Origin of the sequence: Stenotrophomonas sp. TWI809, assembly GCF_039673205.1 — a bacterium.
In the GTDB taxonomy this organism is placed as follows: Bacteria; Pseudomonadota; Gammaproteobacteria; order Xanthomonadales; family Xanthomonadaceae; genus Stenotrophomonas.
In genome coordinates, this window is record NZ_JBDJLE010000001.1 from 1 (window position 1) to 22,040 (window position 22,040).

Annotated in this window: 27 protein-coding genes; 13 read left to right on the plus strand and 14 right to left on the minus strand. The window is 62.4% G+C overall.

The window, feature by feature from the left end; all coding sequences use genetic code 11:
• From ABE472_RS00005 to ABE472_RS00030, 6 genes are all read right to left on the minus strand, one after another.
• On the minus strand, nt 1-525 hold a 525-nt coding region (locus ABE472_RS00005), incomplete at its 3' end, for a Na+/H+ antiporter NhaA (protein WP_346464930.1).
• A gap of 599 nt (nt 526-1,124) precedes the next feature.
• Nucleotides 1,125-1,595 (minus strand): nuclear transport factor 2 family protein, encoded by a 471-nt coding sequence (locus tag ABE472_RS00010; RefSeq protein ID WP_313212626.1) that lies wholly within the window; start codon nt 1,593-1,595, stop codon nt 1,125-1,127.
• Nucleotides 1,596-1,607: 12 nt separating this feature from the next.
• Nucleotides 1,608-2,615: a saccharopine dehydrogenase NADP-binding domain-containing protein gene (locus ABE472_RS00015; RefSeq protein WP_313212625.1), complete on the minus strand. Its 1,008-nt coding sequence runs from the start codon at nt 2,613-2,615 to the stop codon at nt 1,608-1,610.
• Nucleotides 2,616-2,633: 18 nt separating this feature from the next.
• On the minus strand, nt 2,634-2,987 hold the full coding sequence (locus ABE472_RS00020) for a nuclear transport factor 2 family protein (RefSeq protein ID WP_313212624.1): 354 nt from the start codon (nt 2,985-2,987) through the stop codon (nt 2,634-2,636).
• Nucleotides 2,980-3,384, minus strand: coding sequence for a VOC family protein (locus tag ABE472_RS00025; protein WP_313212623.1), 405 nt, complete (start codon nt 3,382-3,384; stop codon nt 2,980-2,982). The genes ABE472_RS00020 and ABE472_RS00025 overlap by 8 nt, the downstream gene beginning before the upstream one ends.
• A 19-nt stretch (nt 3,385-3,403) precedes the next feature.
• Nucleotides 3,404-4,147 carry an SDR family oxidoreductase gene (locus ABE472_RS00030; protein WP_313212622.1) on the minus strand — a complete coding sequence of 248 codons (744 nt, stop codon included), beginning with the start codon at nt 4,145-4,147 and terminating at the stop codon, nt 3,404-3,406.
• Nucleotides 4,148-4,285: 138 nt separating this feature from the next.
• On the opposite strand from ABE472_RS00030, the gene ABE472_RS00035 reads away from it, so the two are divergent.
• Nucleotides 4,286-5,194: an AraC family transcriptional regulator gene (locus tag ABE472_RS00035; RefSeq protein WP_192083500.1), complete on the plus strand. Its 909-nt coding sequence runs from the start codon at nt 4,286-4,288 to the stop codon at nt 5,192-5,194.
• A gap of 25 nt (nt 5,195-5,219) precedes the next feature.
• On the opposite strand, the gene ABE472_RS00040 is transcribed toward ABE472_RS00035, so the two are convergent.
• Nucleotides 5,220-5,963 carry an SDR family oxidoreductase gene (locus tag ABE472_RS00040; protein ID WP_192083499.1) on the minus strand — a complete coding sequence of 248 codons (744 nt, stop codon included), beginning with the start codon at nt 5,961-5,963 and terminating at the stop codon, nt 5,220-5,222.
• Between the two features lie 129 nt (nt 5,964-6,092).
• On the opposite strand from ABE472_RS00040, the gene ABE472_RS00045 reads away from it, so the two are divergent.
• Nucleotides 6,093-6,731 carry a TetR/AcrR family transcriptional regulator gene (locus tag ABE472_RS00045; protein WP_192083498.1) on the plus strand — a complete coding sequence of 213 codons (639 nt, stop codon included), beginning with the start codon at nt 6,093-6,095 and terminating at the stop codon, nt 6,729-6,731.
• Entirely contained in the window at nt 6,728-7,123 is a 396-nt protein-coding gene (locus ABE472_RS00050) for a VOC family protein (RefSeq protein WP_192083497.1), read from the plus strand. Before ABE472_RS00045 ends, ABE472_RS00050 begins: the two co-directional genes overlap by 4 nt.
• 700 nt (nt 7,124-7,823) lie before the next feature.
• On the opposite strand, the gene ABE472_RS00055 is transcribed toward ABE472_RS00050, so the two are convergent.
• A complete protein-coding gene (locus ABE472_RS00055; protein ID WP_282261680.1) occupies nt 7,824-8,168 on the minus strand; it encodes a hypothetical protein in 345 nt (114 codons plus the stop codon).
• Between the two features lie 259 nt (nt 8,169-8,427).
• Between ABE472_RS00055 and ABE472_RS00060 the strand changes: the two genes are divergently transcribed.
• The gene (locus ABE472_RS00060; protein ID WP_313218356.1) at nt 8,428-8,928 is read left to right on the plus strand and encodes a hypothetical protein; all 501 of its coding nucleotides are present in this window, start codon (nt 8,428-8,430) and stop codon (nt 8,926-8,928) included.
• A gap of 72 nt (nt 8,929-9,000) precedes the next feature.
• Here ABE472_RS00060 and ABE472_RS00065 read toward each other — a convergent pair whose 3' ends face one another.
• Both ABE472_RS00065 and ABE472_RS00070 read right to left on the minus strand, forming a co-directional pair.
• The gene (locus tag ABE472_RS00065; protein ID WP_313218354.1) at nt 9,001-9,510 is read right to left on the minus strand and encodes a ferritin-like domain-containing protein; all 510 of its coding nucleotides are present in this window, start codon (nt 9,508-9,510) and stop codon (nt 9,001-9,003) included.
• Nucleotides 9,511-9,611: 101 nt separating this feature from the next.
• Nucleotides 9,612-9,965 (minus strand): response regulator, encoded by a 354-nt coding sequence (locus ABE472_RS00070; RefSeq protein WP_346464932.1) that lies wholly within the window; start codon nt 9,963-9,965, stop codon nt 9,612-9,614.
• A gap of 178 nt (nt 9,966-10,143) precedes the next feature.
• Between ABE472_RS00070 and ABE472_RS00075 the strand changes: the two genes are divergently transcribed.
• The 3 genes from ABE472_RS00075 to ABE472_RS00085 all read left to right on the plus strand — a co-directional run bounded on the left by ABE472_RS00075 (nt 10,144) and on the right by ABE472_RS00085 (nt 12,134).
• Entirely contained in the window at nt 10,144-11,292 is a 1,149-nt protein-coding gene (locus ABE472_RS00075; protein WP_346464934.1) for an ATP-binding protein, read from the plus strand.
• Between the two features lies 1 nt (nt 11,293).
• The gene (locus ABE472_RS00080; protein ID WP_282261692.1) at nt 11,294-11,650 is read left to right on the plus strand and encodes a response regulator; all 357 of its coding nucleotides are present in this window, start codon (nt 11,294-11,296) and stop codon (nt 11,648-11,650) included.
• Nucleotides 11,651-11,765: 115 nt separating this feature from the next.
• Nucleotides 11,766-12,134, plus strand: a complete 369-nt coding sequence (locus ABE472_RS00085) for a response regulator (protein WP_282261695.1) — start codon at nt 11,766-11,768, stop codon at nt 12,132-12,134.
• Nucleotides 12,135-12,391: 257 nt separating this feature from the next.
• On the opposite strand, the gene ABE472_RS00090 is transcribed toward ABE472_RS00085, so the two are convergent.
• Nucleotides 12,392-13,093, minus strand: a complete 702-nt coding sequence (locus tag ABE472_RS00090) for a glycosyltransferase (RefSeq protein WP_282261697.1) — start codon at nt 13,091-13,093, stop codon at nt 12,392-12,394.
• Between the two features lie 180 nt (nt 13,094-13,273).
• Between ABE472_RS00090 and ABE472_RS00095 the strand changes: the two genes are divergently transcribed.
• From ABE472_RS00095 to ABE472_RS00120, 6 genes are all read left to right on the plus strand, one after another.
• A complete protein-coding gene (locus ABE472_RS00095; RefSeq protein WP_282261698.1) occupies nt 13,274-13,438 on the plus strand; it encodes a hypothetical protein in 165 nt (54 codons plus the stop codon).
• 40 nt (nt 13,439-13,478) lie between these two features.
• Nucleotides 13,479-13,964, plus strand: a complete 486-nt coding sequence (locus ABE472_RS00100; protein ID WP_282261699.1) for a DUF4126 domain-containing protein — start codon at nt 13,479-13,481, stop codon at nt 13,962-13,964.
• Nucleotides 13,961-14,347, plus strand: a complete 387-nt coding sequence (locus tag ABE472_RS00105) for a sensory rhodopsin transducer (protein ID WP_313218350.1) — start codon at nt 13,961-13,963, stop codon at nt 14,345-14,347. Before ABE472_RS00100 ends, ABE472_RS00105 begins: the two co-directional genes overlap by 4 nt.
• 107 nt (nt 14,348-14,454) lie before the next feature.
• Nucleotides 14,455-15,321 (plus strand): SDR family oxidoreductase, encoded by an 867-nt coding sequence (locus ABE472_RS00110; protein ID WP_282261701.1) that lies wholly within the window; start codon nt 14,455-14,457, stop codon nt 15,319-15,321.
• Nucleotides 15,322-15,354: 33 nt separating this feature from the next.
• A complete protein-coding gene (locus ABE472_RS00115; protein WP_346464936.1) occupies nt 15,355-16,254 on the plus strand; it encodes an SDR family oxidoreductase in 900 nt (299 codons plus the stop codon).
• Entirely contained in the window at nt 16,251-18,074 is a 1,824-nt protein-coding gene (locus tag ABE472_RS00120) for a glycoside hydrolase family 15 protein (protein WP_346464938.1), read from the plus strand. Before ABE472_RS00115 ends, ABE472_RS00120 begins: the two co-directional genes overlap by 4 nt.
• A gap of 75 nt (nt 18,075-18,149) precedes the next feature.
• On the opposite strand, the gene ABE472_RS00125 is transcribed toward ABE472_RS00120, so the two are convergent.
• From ABE472_RS00125 to ABE472_RS00135, 3 genes are read right to left on the minus strand one after another with little or no spacing between them, the layout of a single operon-like run.
• Nucleotides 18,150-18,965, minus strand: coding sequence for an OBAP family protein (locus tag ABE472_RS00125; protein WP_346464940.1), 816 nt, complete (start codon nt 18,963-18,965; stop codon nt 18,150-18,152).
• Between the two features lie 41 nt (nt 18,966-19,006).
• A complete protein-coding gene (ligD, locus tag ABE472_RS00130) occupies nt 19,007-21,604 on the minus strand; it encodes a DNA ligase D (RefSeq protein ID WP_346464943.1) in 2,598 nt (865 codons plus the stop codon).
• A gap of 12 nt (nt 21,605-21,616) precedes the next feature.
• Nucleotides 21,617-21,793 (minus strand): DUF3606 domain-containing protein, encoded by a 177-nt coding sequence (locus tag ABE472_RS00135; protein WP_346464944.1) that lies wholly within the window; start codon nt 21,791-21,793, stop codon nt 21,617-21,619.
• Between the last annotated feature and the right edge of the window lie 247 nt (nt 21,794-22,040).

Here is a 22,040-nt window from a genome sequence, read left to right on the forward strand (position 1 = left end):
TCCGATGTCGAGGGACGAGGTGTAAAACAGGGCAATGATTGCCACTGCACCCATGTCGTCGATGATGGCCACCGACAGCAGCAAGAGCTTCAAGCTGGGAGGCGCGTGCCGCCCCAAAAGCGCCAGCACCCCCACCGCAAAGGCAATGTCTGTGGCCGCAGGAATGGCCCAGCCGTTGGACAGGGAGGACTCGTGCCGAGATGCGATCAGAAAGATCAGAGCAGGAAGTGCCATGCCGAGCAGCGCAGGCACAGCTGGTAGTCTGCGCTGCTGCCAGGAGGACAGCCGCCCACTGATAAGCTCGCGCTTGATCTCCAAGCCGACAAGAAGAAAGAAGATCGCCATCAACCCGTCGTTGATCCAAAGATGCGGCGTCATTGGCCCGAGTTTCTCACTGAGAACCGGGCCGGCATGAGCATGCAAAAATGCTAAGTAGCTGCCCGCAGCTGGACTGTTGGCCAGCAAGATGGCGACCATCGACGCCATCATTAGTGCGACACCCGCAGATGCCTCGTTGGCGAGCATGCGCGCAAAGATGCTGGGCGGTCGGTCTATCGTTGTCATCGTGCTCCCTTAAAGCAAGGAGAGAACAAACCGGATAGGTACGACCAGACTCGACGCACCTGAAGGGTTCGTCAGCTCATGGTTGATCGAGGTGTGGAAGATGCCATCCAGCCCAAGCCTGTGAGAGCTGTGAGACATCGAGATGGTCGGAACTTTGGAGTATCAGCATGCGTAGACTCGGAAAACGACAGGTCGTTCTCCGTAATCGGGACCTACCCCCGGGCGCACGCAGCACACGCCGTAAGTCAATTTTACGGATCACGTCGGCAGGGTCAACTACCTACTGCCCGTTGCGGAGATAGTGTTCAGACGGCAGATGTCGCGCGATGCTTGGTCGCGGACAGGCTGTGGATTGCTCGCCGCGCGCAATGCGCCAGCGACAGGCCGATTGGCAGTTCAACTCGAGCCTCGACCTTCGTCCGCTTTCAGCCAGAAACGGACATCCGCCCTACCCCTGATAAACATCCCTGATCCTAATGCTGGATTGCAGTTCCCCTACCCTACCCGTTGGGCCAAGGTCCGCTTTCGGCCAGAAGCGGACCACTGACCACCCACTCCGCTCAGATTCCGGCGAGCACGCCCGGATCACCGGTCCTCCAGACGTTGTCCACTATCACATGCTTGATCTCCCACCCCGCGTCGCGGCGGGCCAAGAAAACGTCATAGCGGTTCTTCATCAGATACTGGCGTGTGCCGTCGACCCTCGATACGTGCTGCGCTTCGACCAACACATCCACCCGGGCCGTATCACCGTCCACCGCCACCCTCGGGTTGCTGAACGAGTGGGAGGTATCGAGCCCGTTGAGCGAAGTGGACAGCGCCTCGACGATGGTTTCCCGCCCCTGCAGCACCGGGTACTCGAAGCCCGCCTTTGCGCCAGCGGGGCGGAAGTCGGAGATGGCGTCCTCTGTAAAGGCCGACGAGAGCAGCTTGCGGTCGCGAAGATCGATACCTGCGGCGAAGCGGTACAGCGTGTCGACCACGGCATGTATGTCGTGAAGAGTATCGGGAGCGTTGAGGTGCAGCGACATGAAGTGGATTCCTTAGCGAGCCGTGGGGGTGGTTGGGTCAATGAGAGTGATACGGGTGTCGGCGATGGTCTCAGCGAAGCCGCTGCCGAATACACCTACAGGCGTCTGGAAGCCTGGACGCGCCTCCCCTGCCAGCACACGGCGCGCAGCCACGACCGCGGCAAGGGGAGTGAAGCTGTAGCCGTTCACCGTATCCAGCACTGCGCGGGTTACGGTACCGTTGGCGCCGACTACCTCTACCGCTGCCTGGTACCGGTTGTCGGTGCGCTCCTGCGCGGTGGGACCATCCGGCAGTGCATCGATGCCGCCTTCGGGGAAAGCGCTGCCAGAAACATGTACGTAGGTTTCGATATCGCCCACCCCGGTTTGCCGGGCGATGGTGATCAGGTCAGGCAGCGTCACTGGAAAGCAACTCACCGGCCCGTTGCCGAAATCGATGTCGCGCAGCGCGTCCGGGGCACGTGCCGTGAGCACATCGTCCTTGCGCATAAGGCACGTGGCCGTTACGTGTTGGCTGGCGCTGATAGCCGATCCGCGCGACATCGAACCTGCTACATGCAACGCGATACGGATGGCCACCGGTGACGGCACACGCTCCACGGCACGCGCGGCCAGGCTGCCAAGCATCGCCACGCTGCCCCCGCTGCCCGGCATCAGCATTACCCCGGCCTTTGCGGCGTTCAGGTCATGGCGCTCGGCCAACTGGTAGCTGTCCAGCTCGGCGGCAATATCCAGGTAGTGGACGCCGGCGCGCAGGCACGCCTCGATCAGCGCTCCTGCGGTATGCGCGAACGGACCTGCGCAGTTAAGCAGCACCGCGATATCCTGCAATCCGTAGTCCACATCGGCAGCGGAATCCAGCGCGAACACGCGGTACGCCACGCCAAGGCGTGTGGCCAGCGCCTGCAGCGGAGCTTCGTCGCGCCCTGCCAATACCAGCTTCAGCCCAGCTTCCTTCGCGTGTGCTGCAGCCATGCGCCCGGTGTAGCCGGATGCACCGTAGATCATCAATGTTTTCATGGTGTGTTCCTCGCCACCCTATTCGAGTGAGGCGTCAATGCGGGAGATGCGGCCTGCGGAATCCACGGCCACCAGAAGCAATCCGATCTCGTGACCGAAATCGCCGGTGAAATCGACCCGGACGCGTGCGCGTACATCGCCAAGGCGTTCCAGCGACAGCAGCCGGGTGACCGTGTGGTAACCCAGGAAGTACCTTTCCAGATAGTCGCGCACCCCGGCATGCTTGTTGAAGGTGGATCCGGTGGAAGGGTCATCGATCACTGCCGTCGTGCTGAACAACGCCAGGGCCCGTTCGATATCGAAGGCGTTCGTGGCGTTGATGAAGGCCACCACTGTGGCCTGCAGGGGGTGCGACTCGACGCCGTCATTCATGGCCGTGCTGCCAGCTCTTGTAGACGAACTCCAGGCTGTAGCCATCCGGATCGCGCACCTGCGCGGCGTAGTAGCGGGGGTCGTAGTGCAGCTGCGGGCCGGGCGGATGGATCTCGCTGGCGCCGGCGGCCATCGCGGCGGCATAAGCCGCGTCGACCATCGCGCTGGAATCCGCCACGAATCCAATATGTGCCGCCTGCGCTGCCGCCACGCCCTGGCGCAGCCAGAAGAAGACCCGGCCGCCTGCGCCGAAGCCCTTCAGGTCCGGGTGGCCGGGTGGGCCCTGCCGGCCGTCGTAGTCGAGCCGGTTGACGATTCCCAGCGGGGCCAGCGCGGCCGTGTAGAACGCGACCGAGCGGGTGGTGTCAGTGACAGTGAGGAAAATGTGGTCGAGCATGTCGTACTCCCGTTGCGAACTAGATGTTGTAGCCGCCTGCAACTTCAATGGTCTGCGCATTGACCCAGGCCTGCTCATCACCGAGCAGCCCAGCGATTACGCGGCCCACGTCGTCCGGCTCGCCTACCCGGCCCAGCGCCGTCTGCGCGGCCAGCAGGGCTTCGAACTCATCATTGAGGCCGCCGCCCAGTTCGGTACGGATCGCCCCGGGTGCGACGGCGTTGACGCGGATGCGGCGCTCGCCGAACTCCTTGGCCATGTAGCGGGTAAGCACCTCCAACCCGCCCTTGAAGGCGGCGTATGGCGCCACCCCGGCGGTGGCCACACGCGTGGTGGCACTGGTGACGTTGACGATGCTCGCGCCAGTACCCAGCAGCGGCAGCAGTGCCTGGGTAAGGAAGAACGGCCCCTTCAGGTGCACGTTGAACAGACCGTCGAACTGTTCCTCGGTCACCGTCTCTATCGGATTGAACAGCCCGAACCCGGCGTTGTTCACCAGGCCATCCAGCGCGGAGGCGCCCCAGGTGCCCTGCAAGGTGTCCTTCACCTGCGCGGCAAACGCCGCAAAGCTGCCGGTTTTGCCCACATCCAGCTGCAGGGCCACTGCCGTACCGCCCTCTGCCTGGATGCGCTCCACCACCTGCTGGGCAGCATGGGGCTGGGCGTTGTAGGTGAGGACGACGCCCATGCCGCGCTGCGCGCAGTGCAACGCGGCGCTGGCACCAATGCCACGGCTGCCGCCGGTGATCAGTACATTTTTCATGCAGGTACTCCTGTGCAGTGAAGGGTGATCCACAGGCTAGGCTCGCTGGCCGTGGAGCGCCGCCCTGATCCTCGCTATTTCCTGCCTATTCCTGCTCCTCGCCTTGCCAGCCCGCTCCGGTGGGTGTCCAATGTGGCCATGGAAAACGCACTGGATGAACTGCGCCGGCTCGCGGCGCATGCCGAAAATCGCCGCACTGATACGGGTATTCCCCGTGTGGCCATGGTGCAGGGGGAGATCCCGGAGCATGCCTTGGCGGCCGTATACGAGCCGATGATCAACCTGATCCTGCAGGGCACCAAATCCATGACGGTGGGTGAGAAGACGCTCCACTACGACCCCGCCACTTATTTCATCATGTCCGTGGACCTACCGGCGGTGGGTGCCGTGCACCCGGCCAGCAGCGGCGAACCGTACCTGGCGGTGAGCCTCACGCTGGACCCGAGCATCCTCGCAGCGCTGCTGTGCGACACCACCGATGCCGCCACCGGGCGCGGCGAGCCCTCCACCCAGACCGAGGCCTTCAACGTCGCTGCCGTCACCCCGGAGCTGATGGATGCGTGGGTGCGCATGCTGCGCCTGATGGAACGCCCCGGCGAGATACCTGCACTGGCCCCGGCCTACGAGCGCGAGATCCTGTACCGCGTGCTGCAGGGACCACACGGATGCATGCTGCGACAGTTGGCCACGCCGGATTCGGCGCTGGCGCGTATCAGCAGCGCGATCCAGCGCATCCGTAGCGACTACGCCAAACCGCTTCGAATCGCCGCCTTGGCCGAACAGGTGGCAATGAGCGAGTCGGCCTTCCACCGTCACTTCAAGTCCGCCACCGCACTGAGTCCGCTTCAGTACCAGAAGCAGCTGCGCCTGCTGCAGGCACGCCAGCTGTTGACGGCGCATGGCAAGAGCGTGACCGCGACCGCGCTTGATGTGGGCTACGAAAGCCCGACGCAGTTCAGTCGAGAGTACGTACGCGCGTTCGGTCTGCCGCCTTCCCGGGACGCTGCACGCATCATGGCGAGCGTCCGCGGACCTGCACTCGCCTAGCCGGCGGGTGCAGCCCTGCCCCCGGTCAGCTCTGGGAAGCGCCACCGTCAGCAAACAGCTCTACGCCATTGACGTAGCTGGCTGCATCACTTGCCAGGAACGCGACGGCCGACGCGATTTCCTCCGGCTCGCCGATGCGGCCCAGCGGACTTTTTGCCGTCAGAAACGCCATGCCCGCCTCGGCATCGTCTCCGAAAGCTTCGCGCAGCGATGGCGTATTGGTCGGCCCAGGGCTCAGGATATTGATCCGGATCCCCGTCCCTTTGAGTTCGGCCGTCCAGCTCCGGACCATGTTGCGAACTGCCGCCTTGGTACCGCCGTAGATGCTCATGGTAGGGCCCGGATCCATGGAGGACGTCGACCCGATGATCACCACGCTCGATCCGGAGCCAAGCAGGGGCAGCGCACCCTGCAGCGTCAGCACTACGCCCTTTACGTTGGTCGAGAACTGCTGGTCGATCTGCTCCTCGGTGATCTTTCCAAGTGGTGCATGTACACCACCACCTGCGTTGGCCACCAGCACGTCGATCCCGCCGAAAAGCCGTTTCACCTCGGTATACAGCGCCTCCAGGCTGGACGCGCTGCTGACGTCGGCGACCAGCCCGACCGCGTTTTCGCCCAGCGTGGCAAGCGCTTCATCCAGTACCTGCTGGCGCCTGCCTGTGATGACCACCCGGGCCCCCTCCTGCGTCAGCCGTTTGGCGATCGCCAGGCCGATTCCACTGCCACCGCCAGTCACAACAGCTGTTTTATTGTTCAAGTTGTACATTGCACGCTCCGCGTTGTAGTGATCACTAATCTAGTATATAGTGACCACTAAAGCAACGGACGCAAACATGCCACTGCGTCCTCGCAACACTTCGCCACCCACGCAGCTACGCCGACGTCGGAGGAAACCATGAGCCAGAAACTTCCAGGATCGACCCGCTTCAAGGATTCGCCTTCGTCGGCGCGGCCATCACGGCGCCCCTTTGACCGCGAGGCGGGCGTTCTCATCGCAAAAGATCTTTTCCACGAACGGGGATATGACGCGGTGGGCATCTCCGAGCTCGTCCGCGCGCTCGACATCAATCCACCGAGTCTGTACGCCGCCTATGGAAACAAGGCTGGCCTGTTCGAGCGATGTCTAGCGGTTTATGTGGAAGAGGCGAACCTGCCAGCAGACAGGATCCTGACGCCTGATCGGCAGCTGGGTGAGGCCATCAGCGACCTCCTGCTGCATGCCGCAGCCCTCTATACCAGATCGAAATCCCGGCGTGGCTGCATGGCGGCCGAAGGGATGCGCGCTGATGATCCGCAGGCGCGTGCATTGGCCGGTGCCTACGCGGACGCCTCTGCCACCTTCATCGAGCATTACATCAGCCGGTCAGAGCCGCAGCGTGCGCGCGAACTGGCCGATTACGTCGTGACGACATTGCAGGGCTTGTCTGCTTCGGCACGCGCCGGATTGTCCAGGCCCCGAGTGACTTCGGTCGCCAAACTTGCCGGCCTCGCCTTCGAAACGTTCTTAGCTACCTCGGAGCAATCCACGTCATGACGATCCTTGATCACATTGAGTTTGCGGTCAGCGATGCTGAGACATCCCGGCGCTTTTACGAAGCCGCCCTGGCTCCTCTAGAAATCCTCCTCGTCATCACCATTGGCCCCGAGCGCACTCGCACCGGCGGCTCCCGCCATGGTTTCGGCAAGGAGGGCTATCCATGCCTATGGATTCACGACCATGAGGCACCGGGGACGGGCACGCACATCGCGTTCGCGACCGACAGCCGGGCAGCCGTCGACGCATTCCACCGTGAGGCGGTGGCCGCTGGTGGTGTCGACAATGGGCCACCTGGCATACGGCTGCAGTATCACCCGCACTACTACGCCGCCTACGTGCTGGACCCAGATGGCGTCAACGTGGAGGTGGTCTGCCAACGTCAGTCCTGACCGTGCAGAAGCTTCCTGCCTTGGTGATCAGCAGTATCTGCTCCCGCATGTTTAAGGAACTAGTAGGAATAGTTGGACTAAGGGCTTTCTCTAGCAAACGGGGACGCGCGGGCGACGGTGTGGTCTCGTCAACCTTAGTCGTGATCTGGAGCCCTGATCCATTGCTCGGGGAACGCTTGCTTCTGCCAGTAGCGAAACTCCGCCTACCCCCGATAAACATCCCTAACCGATCCCGTTGAGCGAGAAAGCTAAGACCGAGCCTGCACCCCATTTTGGCCAGCGGACGCCCCGACACTTGAGACAGGCGCGGCGAGTGACCAAGGGTGCATCCAAATAGGGGCGCCTGTTGCCTCGTCACCAAAGCGATAAAATTGGATAGCAGGTCCCTTGTGCTATCCGTGGGGCCAAGGTCCACTTCAGGCCACGAGCGGATCCCAGGTAGTCCGCCGGGAACTGGCCGCCTGTGTGGAGCGCCATCGCATTGGGTGGCATGGGTGGCATGGCTGAGGGTCATGCGCTCGCTCATCTGAACCCTCTGCACCTTCGATCTCCCCCGGGGGTACTAGAGTCTAGTTGAGTTATTCCGGCTGGATAACACCGCGCAGGGAATCGATACCGTGTCCAGTCTCTTGTCATCAGCCATGGTCATCCCGTGAGCGCCCTTGGAAGCATTTGGGCGGTCGGCGTCACTGGCGCCGTGTCACTGCATCGCTAAGTCCGCGGCCGAGGTAAACAATGACGGCCGAACGGTGTGGGGGGCATAGGCCATCTCGCCTGCGGCTGCGATGACTTCCAATACGCGGGGCGCAACAGGGCCAAAAGCCTTCCGTACTCCGATGAAGTGGACCCACGAGCCCTCCACCTCCACCTTTGCTCCGGCGAGCTCTGAGCACTGACTCACCAATTCTCGGAGGTTCTTGATCCAGGCCTCGCAGGGGAGCGCGTCCAGCTGGACCACGGTGGTGTCATCGCCCACGTACAGATCAGCCATCTCCATCCGAGTTACCCGCGGCGTTGCTGCCGTAAATTGTGGATAAGCACTCATACGTTTCTCCTGACAAGGTTGAAGACGAATATCCGCTCCCCAGACGGCACGGCGTGTCAGCGTGGCGTCAAGGGTCCGTCAAACCGAGGGAATCTCAGGCCCGTCAAGCGGAACGGGTAAGTCCCTCGTGCCGAAAACACATCGTCGTGCGAGCGGCTTTTCTAGAATTTCCGGACCAACCGATGCTTGACCTGTCAGGAGGAATCGCTATGAGCTTTAGACGCAGCCGGACCTTCAACATCGAAAGCCCGATCCCGCCATGGACGTAACGGCCTGGCATGTCCTGTATGTCCTTTGGTTGGTTGCGGGCGCCATGGATTTCTGGCTGCACAGGGCCAGCAGTATCGAATCCACCTCGGGCATTCCGGAGTCAAGGCTGCACTTGGCTCAGATTGCGATCCTCGGGCTGGCGACGGCTCTTTGGCTGGGATTCGGAGCCTCGCATGGGCTTTTCGCCATCCTCTTGGCACTGGTGTGCCTGCACGCAATAACAGGCTATTGGGACACGCGGGTGGCCTATCCCAAGCGCGCGATTCGCCCCTTGGAGCAGCACGTTCACAGTATTCTGGACTTAGCGCCGTGGGTCGCGGTAGGTGCCGTTTACTGGTCACTGCCCAGCACCCATGTCGGACCAGTCGTGGCGTTTGACCCGGCGCCAGCCGCCTTATGGGCCTTTGCGCTTGTGCCCGCGATGCTTCTGGTGGTCTTGCCGGCCCTGGGTGAACTCCGTCGATGCTTGAGCTACCGGCGGACAAGATAAACCGGGCGTCCTCGTCGCCCCGTCGGAGAGTGAAACCCCTCCGACGGGGCGTCGGCAATGATGAGCGGGACTTTACTTCTTTGCCTCAACACCAGGGGCGGCATCGCGCACCAGGAACTCTTCGGTAACTTCCGGCAAATGCGTTGCAAGCCAGTCGGCCATCGCCTCTTCCTGGACCAGAATTTCCTGACACACGCGTGCGGTTTCCGGGTCACCGGCGGTCTTGGCCGCTGCGATCAAAGCGGTGTATGAGGCAATTTCAAAGTGCTCGAACACGTAGCCGGCCATCGCGCCTTTCACGATCTCGTCGGATGCGGTCATCCCACCCAGCGCCTGGCCGAATGCGGCCATTTTTCCCATCACGTCTTTGATGGTGGATGGAGAGCCGCCGAGGCGCTTGATGCAGCCCTCGAGCAGCTCTCGTTGTCCGATCGTCTCTTGGATGTGCTCTTCGATCCGCGCCTTCAGCACGGGATAGTGCTCAATACGGGACGCCTGCCCCTTCAACATCGTCTCCGCCTGCTGCTCCATTGCATGGGCGTCGCGCAGCCAGTCAAGCAGGTTCTCTTTGGGTTCGGCCATGGAAATCTCCTGGTTGGACAAGGGAGAACGCACCCTATCCAGCGAGGCATCGCCGGGAGGCGATGTTTGGGTGAAGACCAGGCGAAGTTATAAAGACCCGGTCAAGCCGACAGCTTCCCTTGAAGCTCAGTGATCGCGCGATGGATGTCTTTGAGACGAAACGGCTTCTCCATCAGAGGGGCGCGCTTGAAGCGCTCAGGCAAAGTGGTTTTACCAAACCCCGTTGTAAAGACAAACGGGATTCCCCGCTCCATCAGAACGTCTGCAACAGGGAAGGACTCTTGCCCATGCAGATTGACGTCCAGCATTGCCACATCGAACGCGACACTTTTCGCGCGCTCCAGAGCGTCCGGCAGGTACTCCGCCTTCTCAATGACCGCGTAACCAAGGGTCTTGATCGACTCCTCAAGCACATACATCAAGCTCGGCTCATCCTCTACCAGGAATACACTCACTGCTCCCATTCCGTCTGCCATACGGCCACCCTCCCGCGTGTCGCGTTCTGTCCATGCAGATACAGTGTGACCATGACGCAGCATCAGTGTGTAAAGGCCACATCAAAGCGAGCACGGGAGCACGCATTTTTACGATTTCTTTACAAACCATCCCTTAGGGTGACGCGATGCCGGGGAGATGGACGTGACACAGTTGGAACACCCCAAAGACGTGTTGAATGACGAGTCCCGACAGTTCGTCCTCTTGGTCAACTCCGTCACTGACTATGCAATTTACATGCTTGACGAGCATGGCGTAATTCGGACTTGGAACCCGGGCGGGCAGCGGATCAAGGGCTACACCGCCCAAGATGTCATTGGAACAAATTTCTCCCGGTTCTACCTCCCCGAGGATGCCGCTGCGGGCGTGCCTCAGCGCAACCTGCGGACAGCAGCCGCGGAGGGACGGTGTATCGAGGAGGGGTGGCGGGTCCGGCAAGACGGTTCACGCTTCTTGGCAAGCGTAGTGATCGATCCCATCTGGATCGACGGCACGTTGGTGGGATACGCCAAAGTGACCAGAGACATCACTGAGCGTCATGACGCTCAAGAGCGGCTAGAAAAGGTCCAGCACAGCCTGCTGCAAGCACAGAAAATGGAAGCCATCGGCAAGCTGACCCTTGGATTGGCCCATGACTTCAATAACCTCCTGACCATCATTGTCAACTGCCTTGACCTCATCAGCTTGAGGGTTAAGGACGGCCCTGCGTCGAAGCTGATAGAGACGGCCCTACGGGCGGCGGAGCGTGGGGCGCTGCTCTCGCGACAACTACTGACGTTTGGCCGAGGCCAGAAGCTGTCTCCCGAACCCTTGAATGTCGCCGCCGCGCTGCGAGAATCCCATGAACTCTTGCAGCGTTCGGCGGGAGACGGGGTCGAGGTGACCTTCGACCTCGACCAGCATCTCCCCTTGGTATTCGTCGACAAGGCACAACTTGAGGCAGCGGTCCTAAACCTCGTGTGCAACAGCCGCGATGCGATGCCCGACGGCGGCACTATCACCATCTCAGCCAGCGCCAAGGAGACCCTCGATCCTGCCTCAGAGGGTCACGCCCCTGCGCCTCACGTCTGCGTGACCGTTGCGGATGATGGTGAGGGCATTCCAATCGCCCAGCAGGCACGCGTGTTCGAACCATTTTTCACCACAAAGCCCGTGGGACGGGGCAGCGGTCTAGGGCTTAGCCAGGTGTTTGGTTTCACGAAACAATCAGGCGGCTTTCCCCAACTGAGCAGCGTTCCGGGAAAAGGGACCCGCATCGTGCTTTGCTTTCCTATCCACGAGCCTTGATATGCCCATTAATTTGCTGTTCGTTGAAGACGAAGCCGATTTGCGCTCGGTGGTGACCCAAGCGTTGTCCGATCAGGGTTTCGCGGTCACTCCCGCATCCGATGGAATAGAAGCGATCGCCCAGTTGAGGGGTGAAACGCAATACGCCGTGGTGGTTACGGATGTCAGCATGCCGGGTGGTGTTTCAGGCCTTGAGGTGGCGGCTGCGGTCGCCGAAACGCAGCCCGGCGCCCGTGTGTTGGTGGTGTCCGGGCTCCAGCGCTCCCAGCTCCCCCCCATTCCTGCGTCCGTGCGTTTTCTGCCGAAGCCTTACCGCTTCAAACAGCTCATCACTGCGATCCACGAACAATTGAATTGAGCCACGAATCCATCGCCTATCGGCGCGTGCATGTCAACGCAGAGCCAAAAGCCCTTGGCTCGACGTTGACACGTCGAAGAGGACGATTCGATTCTCTCCGCAACTTCATTAGTTCATGACCCGTCCGGCTGAATCTGAATCAGGCAGTGTCATTTTGGTAGTCGAGGACGAGATCGAGCTCTCCAGGCTTTTTGTCGAGGCTTTAGGCGATGCGGGATTTCGGGTCGTGCCTGCGTATTCTGTTGCCGATGCGCTAAGCTCCCTTGCCAGCCACACCGTTGATGCGGCCATTTTGGACGTTGAGCTGCGAGACGGGCCGGTGTTCCCTGTTGCAGATCAAATGGCGGCTCGTGGAATCCCGTTCTTATTCGCTTCCGCTGTCTACTTTCAAGCGGTTCCGAAGCGGCATCAGGGCGCGCCATTTGTCACCAAACCGTTCAGTGTCAAAGAGCTTCTGCACCTGGTGAGTAGGCTCAGGCCCTAGTGCAGCTATGGCGATTCAGGGCGCACATGAGCATCCCTGCTCCCACGTGCAACTTGGGGCTATTCGTAGATGCTCCAACTTTGCCCTCGTCCCGCTTTTCCACCTTGTGGACGAATGCCCCTCGCCCAAGATGGTCACGCGAGACCATGCACCCCCGGACTGCCGGGAGCTTGGAAAGCACCGGACATTGTCCCCGCATACGGAGACCGGGCAGCGGAGCCATCCACCTGGGGTCTGGACTTCCTCTGGCCTCAGCGTCATCGCACCAGTTCCCGCGATGGTAACAACGCCCCACCCGCTTCGAGCACTTCGCGTTCCAAGGCACGCAGGAAGCCACTGAACCCGTGAGGTGCCCTGGCTGACCGGCGGGCACTCGTGGTGACGACTGGTCGAGCTCGCCAAGCGATGCTGGCCCCCGAGCGCTGAAGCGCCTGAGCCAGCGCCACATCCTCCCCCGTGAACAGCGGTGAGAAGCCGCCCACCTCCCGATAGGCCGCAGCACTGACACCCATGTTGGCACCGTGGATATGGCGATGGCCTTCGCGCGCATGCTCGCGCCTAGCGAATGCTTGGCGCACGGCAGCCGGGTAATCAAGCCAGTCACGCACCTCCACTACGCCGCAAAACGCATCGGCCCCACAGCTTGCTTGTTTCCAGAGCCAGTCAAACGGGACGTGCGTATCGGCGTCAGTGCTGGCTATCCAGCGCGCACCCAAGCCAAGGGCATGGCTGGCAGCCGCCGCACGTGCCACGCCCACGCACCGTGCCTCAATCGAGATGGCCACGGCACCGTGGTGCAAACATACGTCTGGCGTTTTATCGGTGCAGGCATCGAGCGCCACGACTGCCACTACGGGCTCGCCTCGAAGTCCAGGATGCCTGGCGGCCACGGTGATTGATTCCAGGCAGCGGCCAATGTCTGCTGCCTCATTGTGGGCCGGAACTATCACTGCGATCACCGCAGGCCCTCCCTGGTCGGTCCATGCATCGTAAGGTCCTCCGTCCGTTGCGACGAACAGATACCCGCGTCAACGTAGCCAGACGGTGACCGCGGCGTCGTGAAAATGTGGAGTCCGCCCAAACGCCGTTCTCATGGCGGCGGGAGCAGCATAGAGGTTGACACCAACACGGAGCGACCCATGAGCAAACTGCCCCTTAATCCCGGCGCCGACGTGGATGACCAGGATAAAGCGCACACCCCGGACAAGCTCCGGAACGATGACGCCACGTGGAAAGACAAGGACATGCCTGAGGCGGAGCACACCGCCAAACCGGAAGATTACGAGCGTCCGGCAAAGCCCTGAGGGCCGGCTCCGGCGATTCCACCCTATTCAGGAGAGCCAGATGGCCTTGATCCATTCGATTTTGATGGGAGCCGTCGCAGGAATGCGCGCGATGACCCCCTTGGCCGCGGTGACCAACGCCGCGCGGAGCGGTAACTTGCCGGCCGATAACGGTGCCCCTCGCCTTCTGGCCAACAAGCTCGCTTCCGCAGGGATGCTCGCGTTGGCAGGCGGTGAGCTCGTTGGTGACAAGATGAAAACGGCCCCCGACCGCATCGTTCCGGCAGGCATGGTTGCGCGCGTCGCTACCGGGATGATTGCAGGCGCAGCGCTCGCTCCCCATCGGCAGCGAAAGCTGGGCGCGCTTCTGGGTGCAGGCGCCGCCGTTGGTATGGCCTACGTGACCTTCAACCTGCGCATGCGGGCGATCGCCCGCTACGGTCAAAGCAGCACCGGCGCCGTGGAAGACGCCATTGCCGTCGGCAGTGCTGCCCTCATCACACAATGGGCTGCCGGGGGCGCCAAGCCAAGGGGACGTCGCGGATGAACCTCAATGAGCGGACGTCCCTCGGTCGGCGGTGCTGGGCTATCGCCGAGGGCTACATCCCTGCGTGGAGCAACGGGCCGGAACCAGAGCTGCAAAGCCACGAGACCTGCTGCATCCTCAACACCGGTTCCACCGATGCGGCGATCACCCTGACGCTGTATTTCGAGGATCGCGACCCGCAGGGCCCTTACCGCTTCACCGTCCCCGCCCGGCGCACGTGTCACAAGCGCTTCAACGATCTCGAGGTGCCTGCCCCGGTGCCCCGTGGCGTGGGTTTTTCGTGCGTCATCGAATCCGATGTTCCGGTCGTCGTCCAGCACACCCGGCTTGATTCACGCCAAGCCGAGAACAGCATCATGACGACCATCGCCTACCCGCTCTGACCCTCCGGTCGATCCGACCCCTGCACATCGCATCGACACCACTGGGCCGCGACGTTTACCAAGGCGTCCGCACACTGACCTTCCTCAACCCAATAGAGGCTCAGCAAATGCCCGTGCCCAACTATCCCCGGCCGCCGTTCAAGGCGCAGCAGCAGTCGTTTCCCGGCAAGACCGACAAGCTCGATCCTCGGCCAGACCACGGTGAGGAAAGCTACGTTGGTCACGGCATGCTGAAAGGCAAGAAAGCGCTGATTACCGGCGGCGACAGCGGTATTGGTGCGGCAGTAGCCATTGCCTACGCCCGGGAAGGCGCCGATGTGGCGATCGCGTTCCTTGAGGGCGAGGAGAAGGATGCCGCCAGCATTGGGGTCCTCATAGAAGAGGCGGGCCAGAAGGCCGTCCTGTGCCCCTGCGACATCAGCGACGACGCCCAGGCTGAAGCGCTCATCGAGCAGGTCACTCGCGAACTTGGGGGCCTGGACATTCTGGTCAACAACGCCGCGTATCAGCGCTACTACGAATCCTTTGATGACATCACGTTGGACGACTGGCGAAAGACGTTCGATACCAATGTGCATGCCGTCTTCAACCTGACCCGTTTGTGCGTGCCGCACCTGCAGGACGGCGGCTCGGTCATCAATACCGCCTCCGTGAACTCCAAGAAGCCCACGCCCAACATCCTGCCTTACTCGGCCACCAAGGGCGCGGTGGCCAACCTCACCATCGGCCTGGCCGGTCTTCTCGCCGAGAAGGGCATCCGTGTCAACGCAGTATTGCCCGGCCCGATCTGGACGCCTTTCATTCCCGCCGGCATGGCCGCAGAGGAAGTTGAGCAGTTCGGCAGCCAGACCCCGTTCGGTCGTCCCGGCCAGCCGGCAGAGCTCGCCTCGGCCTACGTGATGCTCGCTGCCGACAGCGCGAGCTACACCTCCGGCGCACTGCTTACCGTCTCCGGCGGCGCGGTCACCCTGTAAGGCCTGTATCTCCCTCCTCCCCCAAGGATTCCAATGACGTCCCGCAACCAATACGACATGCAGAACCCGCTGACCCAGTTCCCACAGCCGACCTACCCGGCCCAGGTTCAAACCCCGCCCGGCACTGTTCATGAGCTCAAGCCGGCGGCCGACCATGGCGAGAAAAGCTACGTAGGCCTGGGGCGCATGAAGGGTCGCAAGGCGCTGGTGACCGGCGCCGATTCCGGCATCGGCCGCGCGGTGGCCATTGCCTTCGCGCGCGAAGGCGCCGACGTGGCGCTGAACTACCTGCCCGAAGAAGAAGACGACGCTGCCGAAGTGGTGGCGCTGATTGAAGCCGAAGGCCGCAAGGCGATCGCCATCCCGGGTGACCTCCAGGACGAGCAGTTCTGCGGCGACTTGGTGGCGCAGGCGGTCAAGGGCCTGGGCGGGCTGGACGTGGTCGCCAACATCGCCGGCAAACAGTTGGCCGTGGAAAAGATCGAAGACCTCACCTCCGAGCAATTCGACGCCACCTTCCGCACCAACGTGCACGCGCTGTTCTGGGTGTGCAAGGCTGCCCTGCCGCATCTGCCGGCCGGCGCCACCATCATCAACACCGCGTCCATCCAGGCCTATCAGCCATCGCCCAACCTGCTGGACTACGCCCCCACCAAGGCGGCCATCGTGAACTTCACCAAGGCCCTGGCCCAGCAGGTGGCCGAGCGCGGCATCCGCGTGAACGCGGTTGCTCCGGGTCCGATCTGGACGCCCTTGCAGCCTGCCGGCGGCCAACCGCCTGAGGCCATTCCGGAGTTCGGCTCGCAGACGCCGCTGAAGCGGGCGGGCCAGCCGGTGGAAATGGCGTCGGCCTACGTGTTGCTGGCCACCCAGGAGTCGAGCTACATCACCGGTGAGGTGATCGGCGCCACCGGCGGCATGCTGCTGCCGTGACCCCTGGCTCCAGCGATGCCGATAGCGTGCCTGCCGAGCGCGACGCGGACGGGTATGCGCCCATCCACTCCTACGCCGCCATTGGCGATGGGCGCTCCAGTGCGCTCATCGCGCCGGATGGCAGCATCGACTGGTGGTGCGCCCCGTGCATGGACGCACCGCCCTTGCTCGACCGCCTGCTCGATGCCCCGGCCGGCGGTCGTTTTGTGCTCCAAGCCCGCGACGTTCAGCAGGTGCAGCGGCGCTACCGCGACAACAGCAACGTGTTGGAAACGCACGTCCGCACCGCCACCGGCCTCGCCCGGGTGACCGAGTCGCTCAACAGCGGCCCGGCCGGGCGGCTGCCTTGGTCCGAGCTGGCCCGCCGGTTGGAAGGCTTGGAGGGAGAGGTCACCTTCGATCTGCTCTACCAGCCGGGCACCCGGGCTGGGGCCTGCACGCCCTGGATGAGCGATACCCCAAACGGATGCGTCCATCACGCCGGCCCCGTGATGACGATGCTGCGCTATTCCGAAAGCGTGCAGATCGGCAATTGCGATGACCGGGAACTCCGCGGCACCGTGACCCTTCGGCCCGGCGACCGGGAGATCATCGCGCTGCTCGCCTCTCAGGACGAAGTGCTTCCGGTTCCGCCTTTAGTGGATATCGATACCCGCATCGACCGCTCCGATCGGGAGTGGCGCCAGTGGGTGGACGACCTGCACTGCGACGCAAGCCGCCGCGCTGAAGTCATCCGATCGGCGCTGGCGCTCAAATTCCTTTGGTTCGCGCCCACCGGGGCCATCGCCGCGGCGGTGAGCGCTTCGCTGCCCGAGCGCATCGGCGGCGACAAGAACTGGGACTACCGCTACGCTTGGGTTCGCGATGCCGCATACGTCATCAAGACCTTCCTGCGCGTGGGTGCCCTGCCCGACGCCAAGGCCGGCTTCAGCTGGCTGATGACCACCATCGGTCGCCACCGTCCCGGGCTTGCGCCGTGCTACACCCTTCGCGGCGAGCGAGTCGAAAAGGAACGCTGCATCGACGTGCCGGGCTACCGCAACAGCCAACCGGTGCGCGTGGGTAATGCGGCCTCTGAGCAGTTGCAGACCTGCGCCTACGGCGACGTATTGGAAATGGCCAGCCGGATGATCGAGGCCGGCCACATCCTCGACGCCACCACCGCCCGGCTCTTGTTCGAACTGGCTGACGAATGCGCCGACAACTGGATGCGCAAGGACAGCGGCTTCTGGGAACTGGGCGACGCGCAGCACTACACGATGTCGAAGGTGGAATGCTGGATGGCGCTCCGCCGAGCCTGCGAACTGGCCGAAGCTGGCCACATCACCACTGCCCGTCTGCCGCGCTGGCAGCGCGAGAAAGAGCGCATCCTGGACTGGATCGACGAGCACTGCTGGGATGAGGCAAAGCAGAGCTACGTGATGCATGCCGGCAGCGACCGGCTGGACGCGAGCCTGATGCTGGCGTCGCGCTTCGGCTTGGGCGAAGTGCGCCGGGAGCGTTTCATCGCTACTCGGGAGGCCATTCGGCGCGAACTGTCGGATGAAAGCGGCGATCTTCTGTGGCGCTACAGCGGCATGCAGGACTGTGAAGGCACGTTCATCAGTTGCGCGTTTTGGATGGTGGAAGCCTACGGCCTGCTGGGGGAGGCAGAAGAAGCGGATCGCTTGTTCGGATCGTTGCTGGCCCGCGTCCAGAACGACGTGGGCCTTATGCCGGAGATGTGGGACCCCCACGCCGATGAAGGGCTGGGCAACACGCCGCAGGGCCTGAGCCACTTGGCCTTGGTGCATGCCGCTTATGCGATAGATGGCGAATGAGGCCGATACCAATAGGCTGCACATGCTGCCTTAACGAGGTCAGTCAGCCATCGGCGTCAGTTACAAGCGGCGCCCTTACCTTCCTGAGCTGCCCTTGGACGTCGCATTCTTGTCCCCGTCGGACGGCGCGTCAGGTTCTTCTTTCCCTACGTGAGCATGGCCGCCGCTCGGGTCCTCGATCTGGATGACCTTCCCCTTCTGCCACGCATCGGCGCCCGCATCGATTGAAGGCGCGGCGATATCGGTACGACGCTTCCGCTTGTCCTCACTACTGACCCCGAGCCGGGCGTCACGGGCAGCGACCATGGCTGGGTCCGCTTGGCCGTCTGCGGTGAACCCCATCATCAGCTGCGGCATGCCTCGGGGCAGGTCCTTGTCCAGGTCTGTGTGCCAGGTGTGCCAGGTCTTGCCATACGTGTGGATGAGCTTCTCCATCAGTTCATGCTCGGCGACCTCGGGAATCCCCGGCGCAATGAGCTGACCCGATTTCACCTCTTGAACATGGCTGTGCCACAACGCCTTTTCCTGCTCAGGGAGGCCAGCAAACAGCTTCTCACTGATGATGTATTCCACACCCATCAGCTTGGCGTCTTTCACATTGCCGTCGTAGATCGTGCACTGGATGACATCCTCGTTGAGGATGGAGCAGTAGTGGTGAGCCTCCATTTGGACCTTCATCTGGCCGTTGTAGAAATGGAACCCGTCCAGATAGGCGTTGAGGGCGTCGACCGGAGGCCGGTCCTGCAGCACGGCCGCCCCGGTCTCGAGCGCTTTGGTCTTCGCGGTTTCTTCGGCCCCGGGCGCTTGGACGCTGGACTCTGTGTTCCCGCCCCCGCACGCAGACAGGGCAAGCGCGACGGCGACGGCGACGCAAACGATGGATCGACGCATAGTGATTCCTCCTGAAAAGCGACGGCAGCTGGTGAGTGGGATCAGTCGTCCTGTGCCCACCGTGCCAAGTTCTGTTGGATTGATTCGATACCTTCCCAAGGGTCCTTGCGCCTGCGTTTGAGCTTGGCGGGCACGTCCTTCATGGTGAAGCTATCGGCCCGGGTGAGCTTCGACAGCTCGCTCCACGCGATGGGCATTGCCACCGGCGCGCCGGGCCTGCCTCGCAAGGAATAGGACGCCACGGCGGTAGCCCCTCGGCCGTTGCGCAGGTAGTCGACGAAGATGCGTTTGTTGCGCAGGCTTTTGGTCGACGTCGCTAAGAATCGCTGCGGCTCAGACTGTGCCAAAGCGTCTGCGAACCCGTGGGCGAACCGCTTGGTCAGATCCCAATCGCACCCGGGATTCAACGGCACCACCACGTGCAGACCCTTGCCACCGGACACCCGCAAGAAGGATTCCAACTCGAGTTGCTGAAGCAGCTTTCGGATGTCGGTCGCGGCCTTCTTGACCTCCGAGAATGGCACGTCCGGGCCGGGGTCTAGATCGAACACCACGCGATCGGCCCGGTCGGGGGAATCAGCGTGGCTGCCCCAAGGGTGGAACTCCAAGGCGTTGAACTGCACAAGCTCCAAGAGACTGGCAGCGTCTTCAACCACCAGGTAGTAGGCATTGATCCCACTGTCTTCCTTGAGCTTCACCGAACTGACCAACTCCAGACCCGCAGTGTGGTGTTTCTGGAAGAAGCAAGGCCGGCCGGTGCCAGCTGGGCAGCGGATGATCGACAGTGGACGCCCAACGATCTCAGGCAGCAGATGGCCCATGACCGCGCTGTAGTAGTCCCACACATCCTGCTTGGTGGCCTTGATGTCGGGGAAGATGACCTTGGACGGGCTTGAGAGCTTTGGGGGAACCCGCTCTCCAGCATCCGCCCTGCCCTTTCTGTTCGTGAGTTTGACGGCAACACCGCGCTCGGGTTTGGTGACGGCTTGCTTCCCACGTCTGTTCGGCTTGGCAGATACAGCACCGCCGCCGGAATCGTTGCTCCGATCCGAGTCCTTCAGATCGGCCACATCTTTGTCGGGCCGCACCGCTTTCAGCGACGCTTGGCGCAGCAATTGGTGCCCGCCAATGCCTCGGTAAAAGACCTCGACGACAAACCGGGGCGCAAACCAGGTGGCGGCCCGCAAGTCGGTCTCCGTCGTTGGGACATGTGCGGTGGACTTCTTACCGCCGGCCGTGCCGATCAGCGCCGTCAGCTCCCCGATCAGGGTGTCCGAAAATCCCGAGCCGACGCGCCCCACGTAGAGCCACCCATGCTTGGGGTCGGGCTTGGCCAGTAGCAACGATCCGAAACCAGTGCGGCTTCCTTTGGGTGCCGTGTAGCCGACCACGGCAAATTCGTCGCTGGCCAACTGCTTGGTCTTCTTCCAATCCTCGCCTCGGCCGCCGTGGTAGCCGCGATCGGCGCGCTTGGAGATGATGCCCTCGAAATGCTGCTCACCCGCCAAACGGTAGGCGGCCTCCCCATCGCCGGCGATGTGCGAGCTCATGGCCAAGTGGGTCGGGGCTCCCTTCAGGAGGTCCTCCAACAGCGCCTTTCGTTCCAGCAGCGGCGCATCCGCGATGTCCACGCCATTGATATGCAGAAGATCAAAGAGCGCATACGACAGCGCACCTTGGCGCTCGCCAGATAGGGTGGCTTGAAGCAGATTAAAGTCTTCCTTCGTCCCACGCCCCGCGATCAACTCCCCGTCCAAGGCGGCGGATTTCAAACCGAGTGCAACGACGGCATCACGTATCTCGGGAATCTTGCTGGTCCATTCCAACGCGTTGCGCGACCACAAGCGAACCTCGCCTTCCGCCACCGTGGCCAGGATCCGGTAGCCGTCCCATTTGATCTCATGAACCCACTGATCGCCCTTGGGTGGCGATTCGCCCAGCTTGGCCAACTGGGGTTCGAACGGGCCCTGGGGCGCCTCGGCCCTTTTACCACCGGTCAGCGCCAACGCCCTCTTGGCCCAATCCACGCGTCGAGCGGATTTTGCGACGGGAATCGCATTGAGCCGTTTCTTGTCAGGCTTCCCGCTGCCGGCCCGTTTGAGGTCTGCGACGGGGGGCGCGGCGACATCGCCCAACAGGTCATCGGCCTCGACATGGCTGGCGTAGGCATCGTCCTCCTTGAAGAGGAGCCACTGCGGCTGGCGCGCCGGCTTGCCGGAGCGGACCAGGTGCCATCCGCCTTTGAGCTTGGACCCGAACAGTTCGAAGCGCAGATGCCCTTTGGCAAGTTGGGCCTCGGGATCCCCTTCGGTGGCCCAGACCCCGTGATCAAACTGGGCGACGTGGCCCCCGCCATATTCGCCCTTGGGAATCTCGCCTTCGAAGCTGGCGTAGTCGACGGGATGATCTTCCACCTCAACAGCCATCCGCTTGACCTTCGGGTCGTAGCTTGGCCCTTTGGGCACGGCCCAACTCTTCAGCGCGTCACCAACCTGGAGGCGGAAGTCGTAGTGACGACGGCTGGCATGATGCAACTGAACGACAAAGATGGCCCGCTGCCCGGCGGGTAGTGCCTTGCCGGGTTCGGGCTCTTTGGTCTTGCTAAAGCTGCGCTTGCGGCGATATTCGGTGAGGGACATGCCTCGCGCCCGTCACTTGCCCAAGTGCTTACGAACCGCCGCCGAGGTGGGGCCGACAGCCTTGACCGCTTCCCTTAGCTGGGCAGCCGTTACGCCCAATGTCTTGGTCCAATACTGGACCTCGTAATCTTCATTGACGTTGATTCGGTCGCGATCCGGGGAACCGGTCTTCTTCTTGTCGTCAGTCATGGCATCTACTCCCAGGCAAGTAGACTGTTTCTAGTCCCACCACCGTAGGCCCGCCGTGAACAGGAATTGCGCGCCCCTTCACAGATGAGGCTCAGCTCCGCCCAATTACACCTGCGCTCGTGACTTAGCGACCTAGGGAGGTCGAAGCGTTTCTGGCCCTCATCGTCGGCCAGCACATTGGAATCCACCGGGCTCTGGCTACGGCAGTCTTGGGCACTTATGATGAAAGCCATACTTAGGCCCGAGC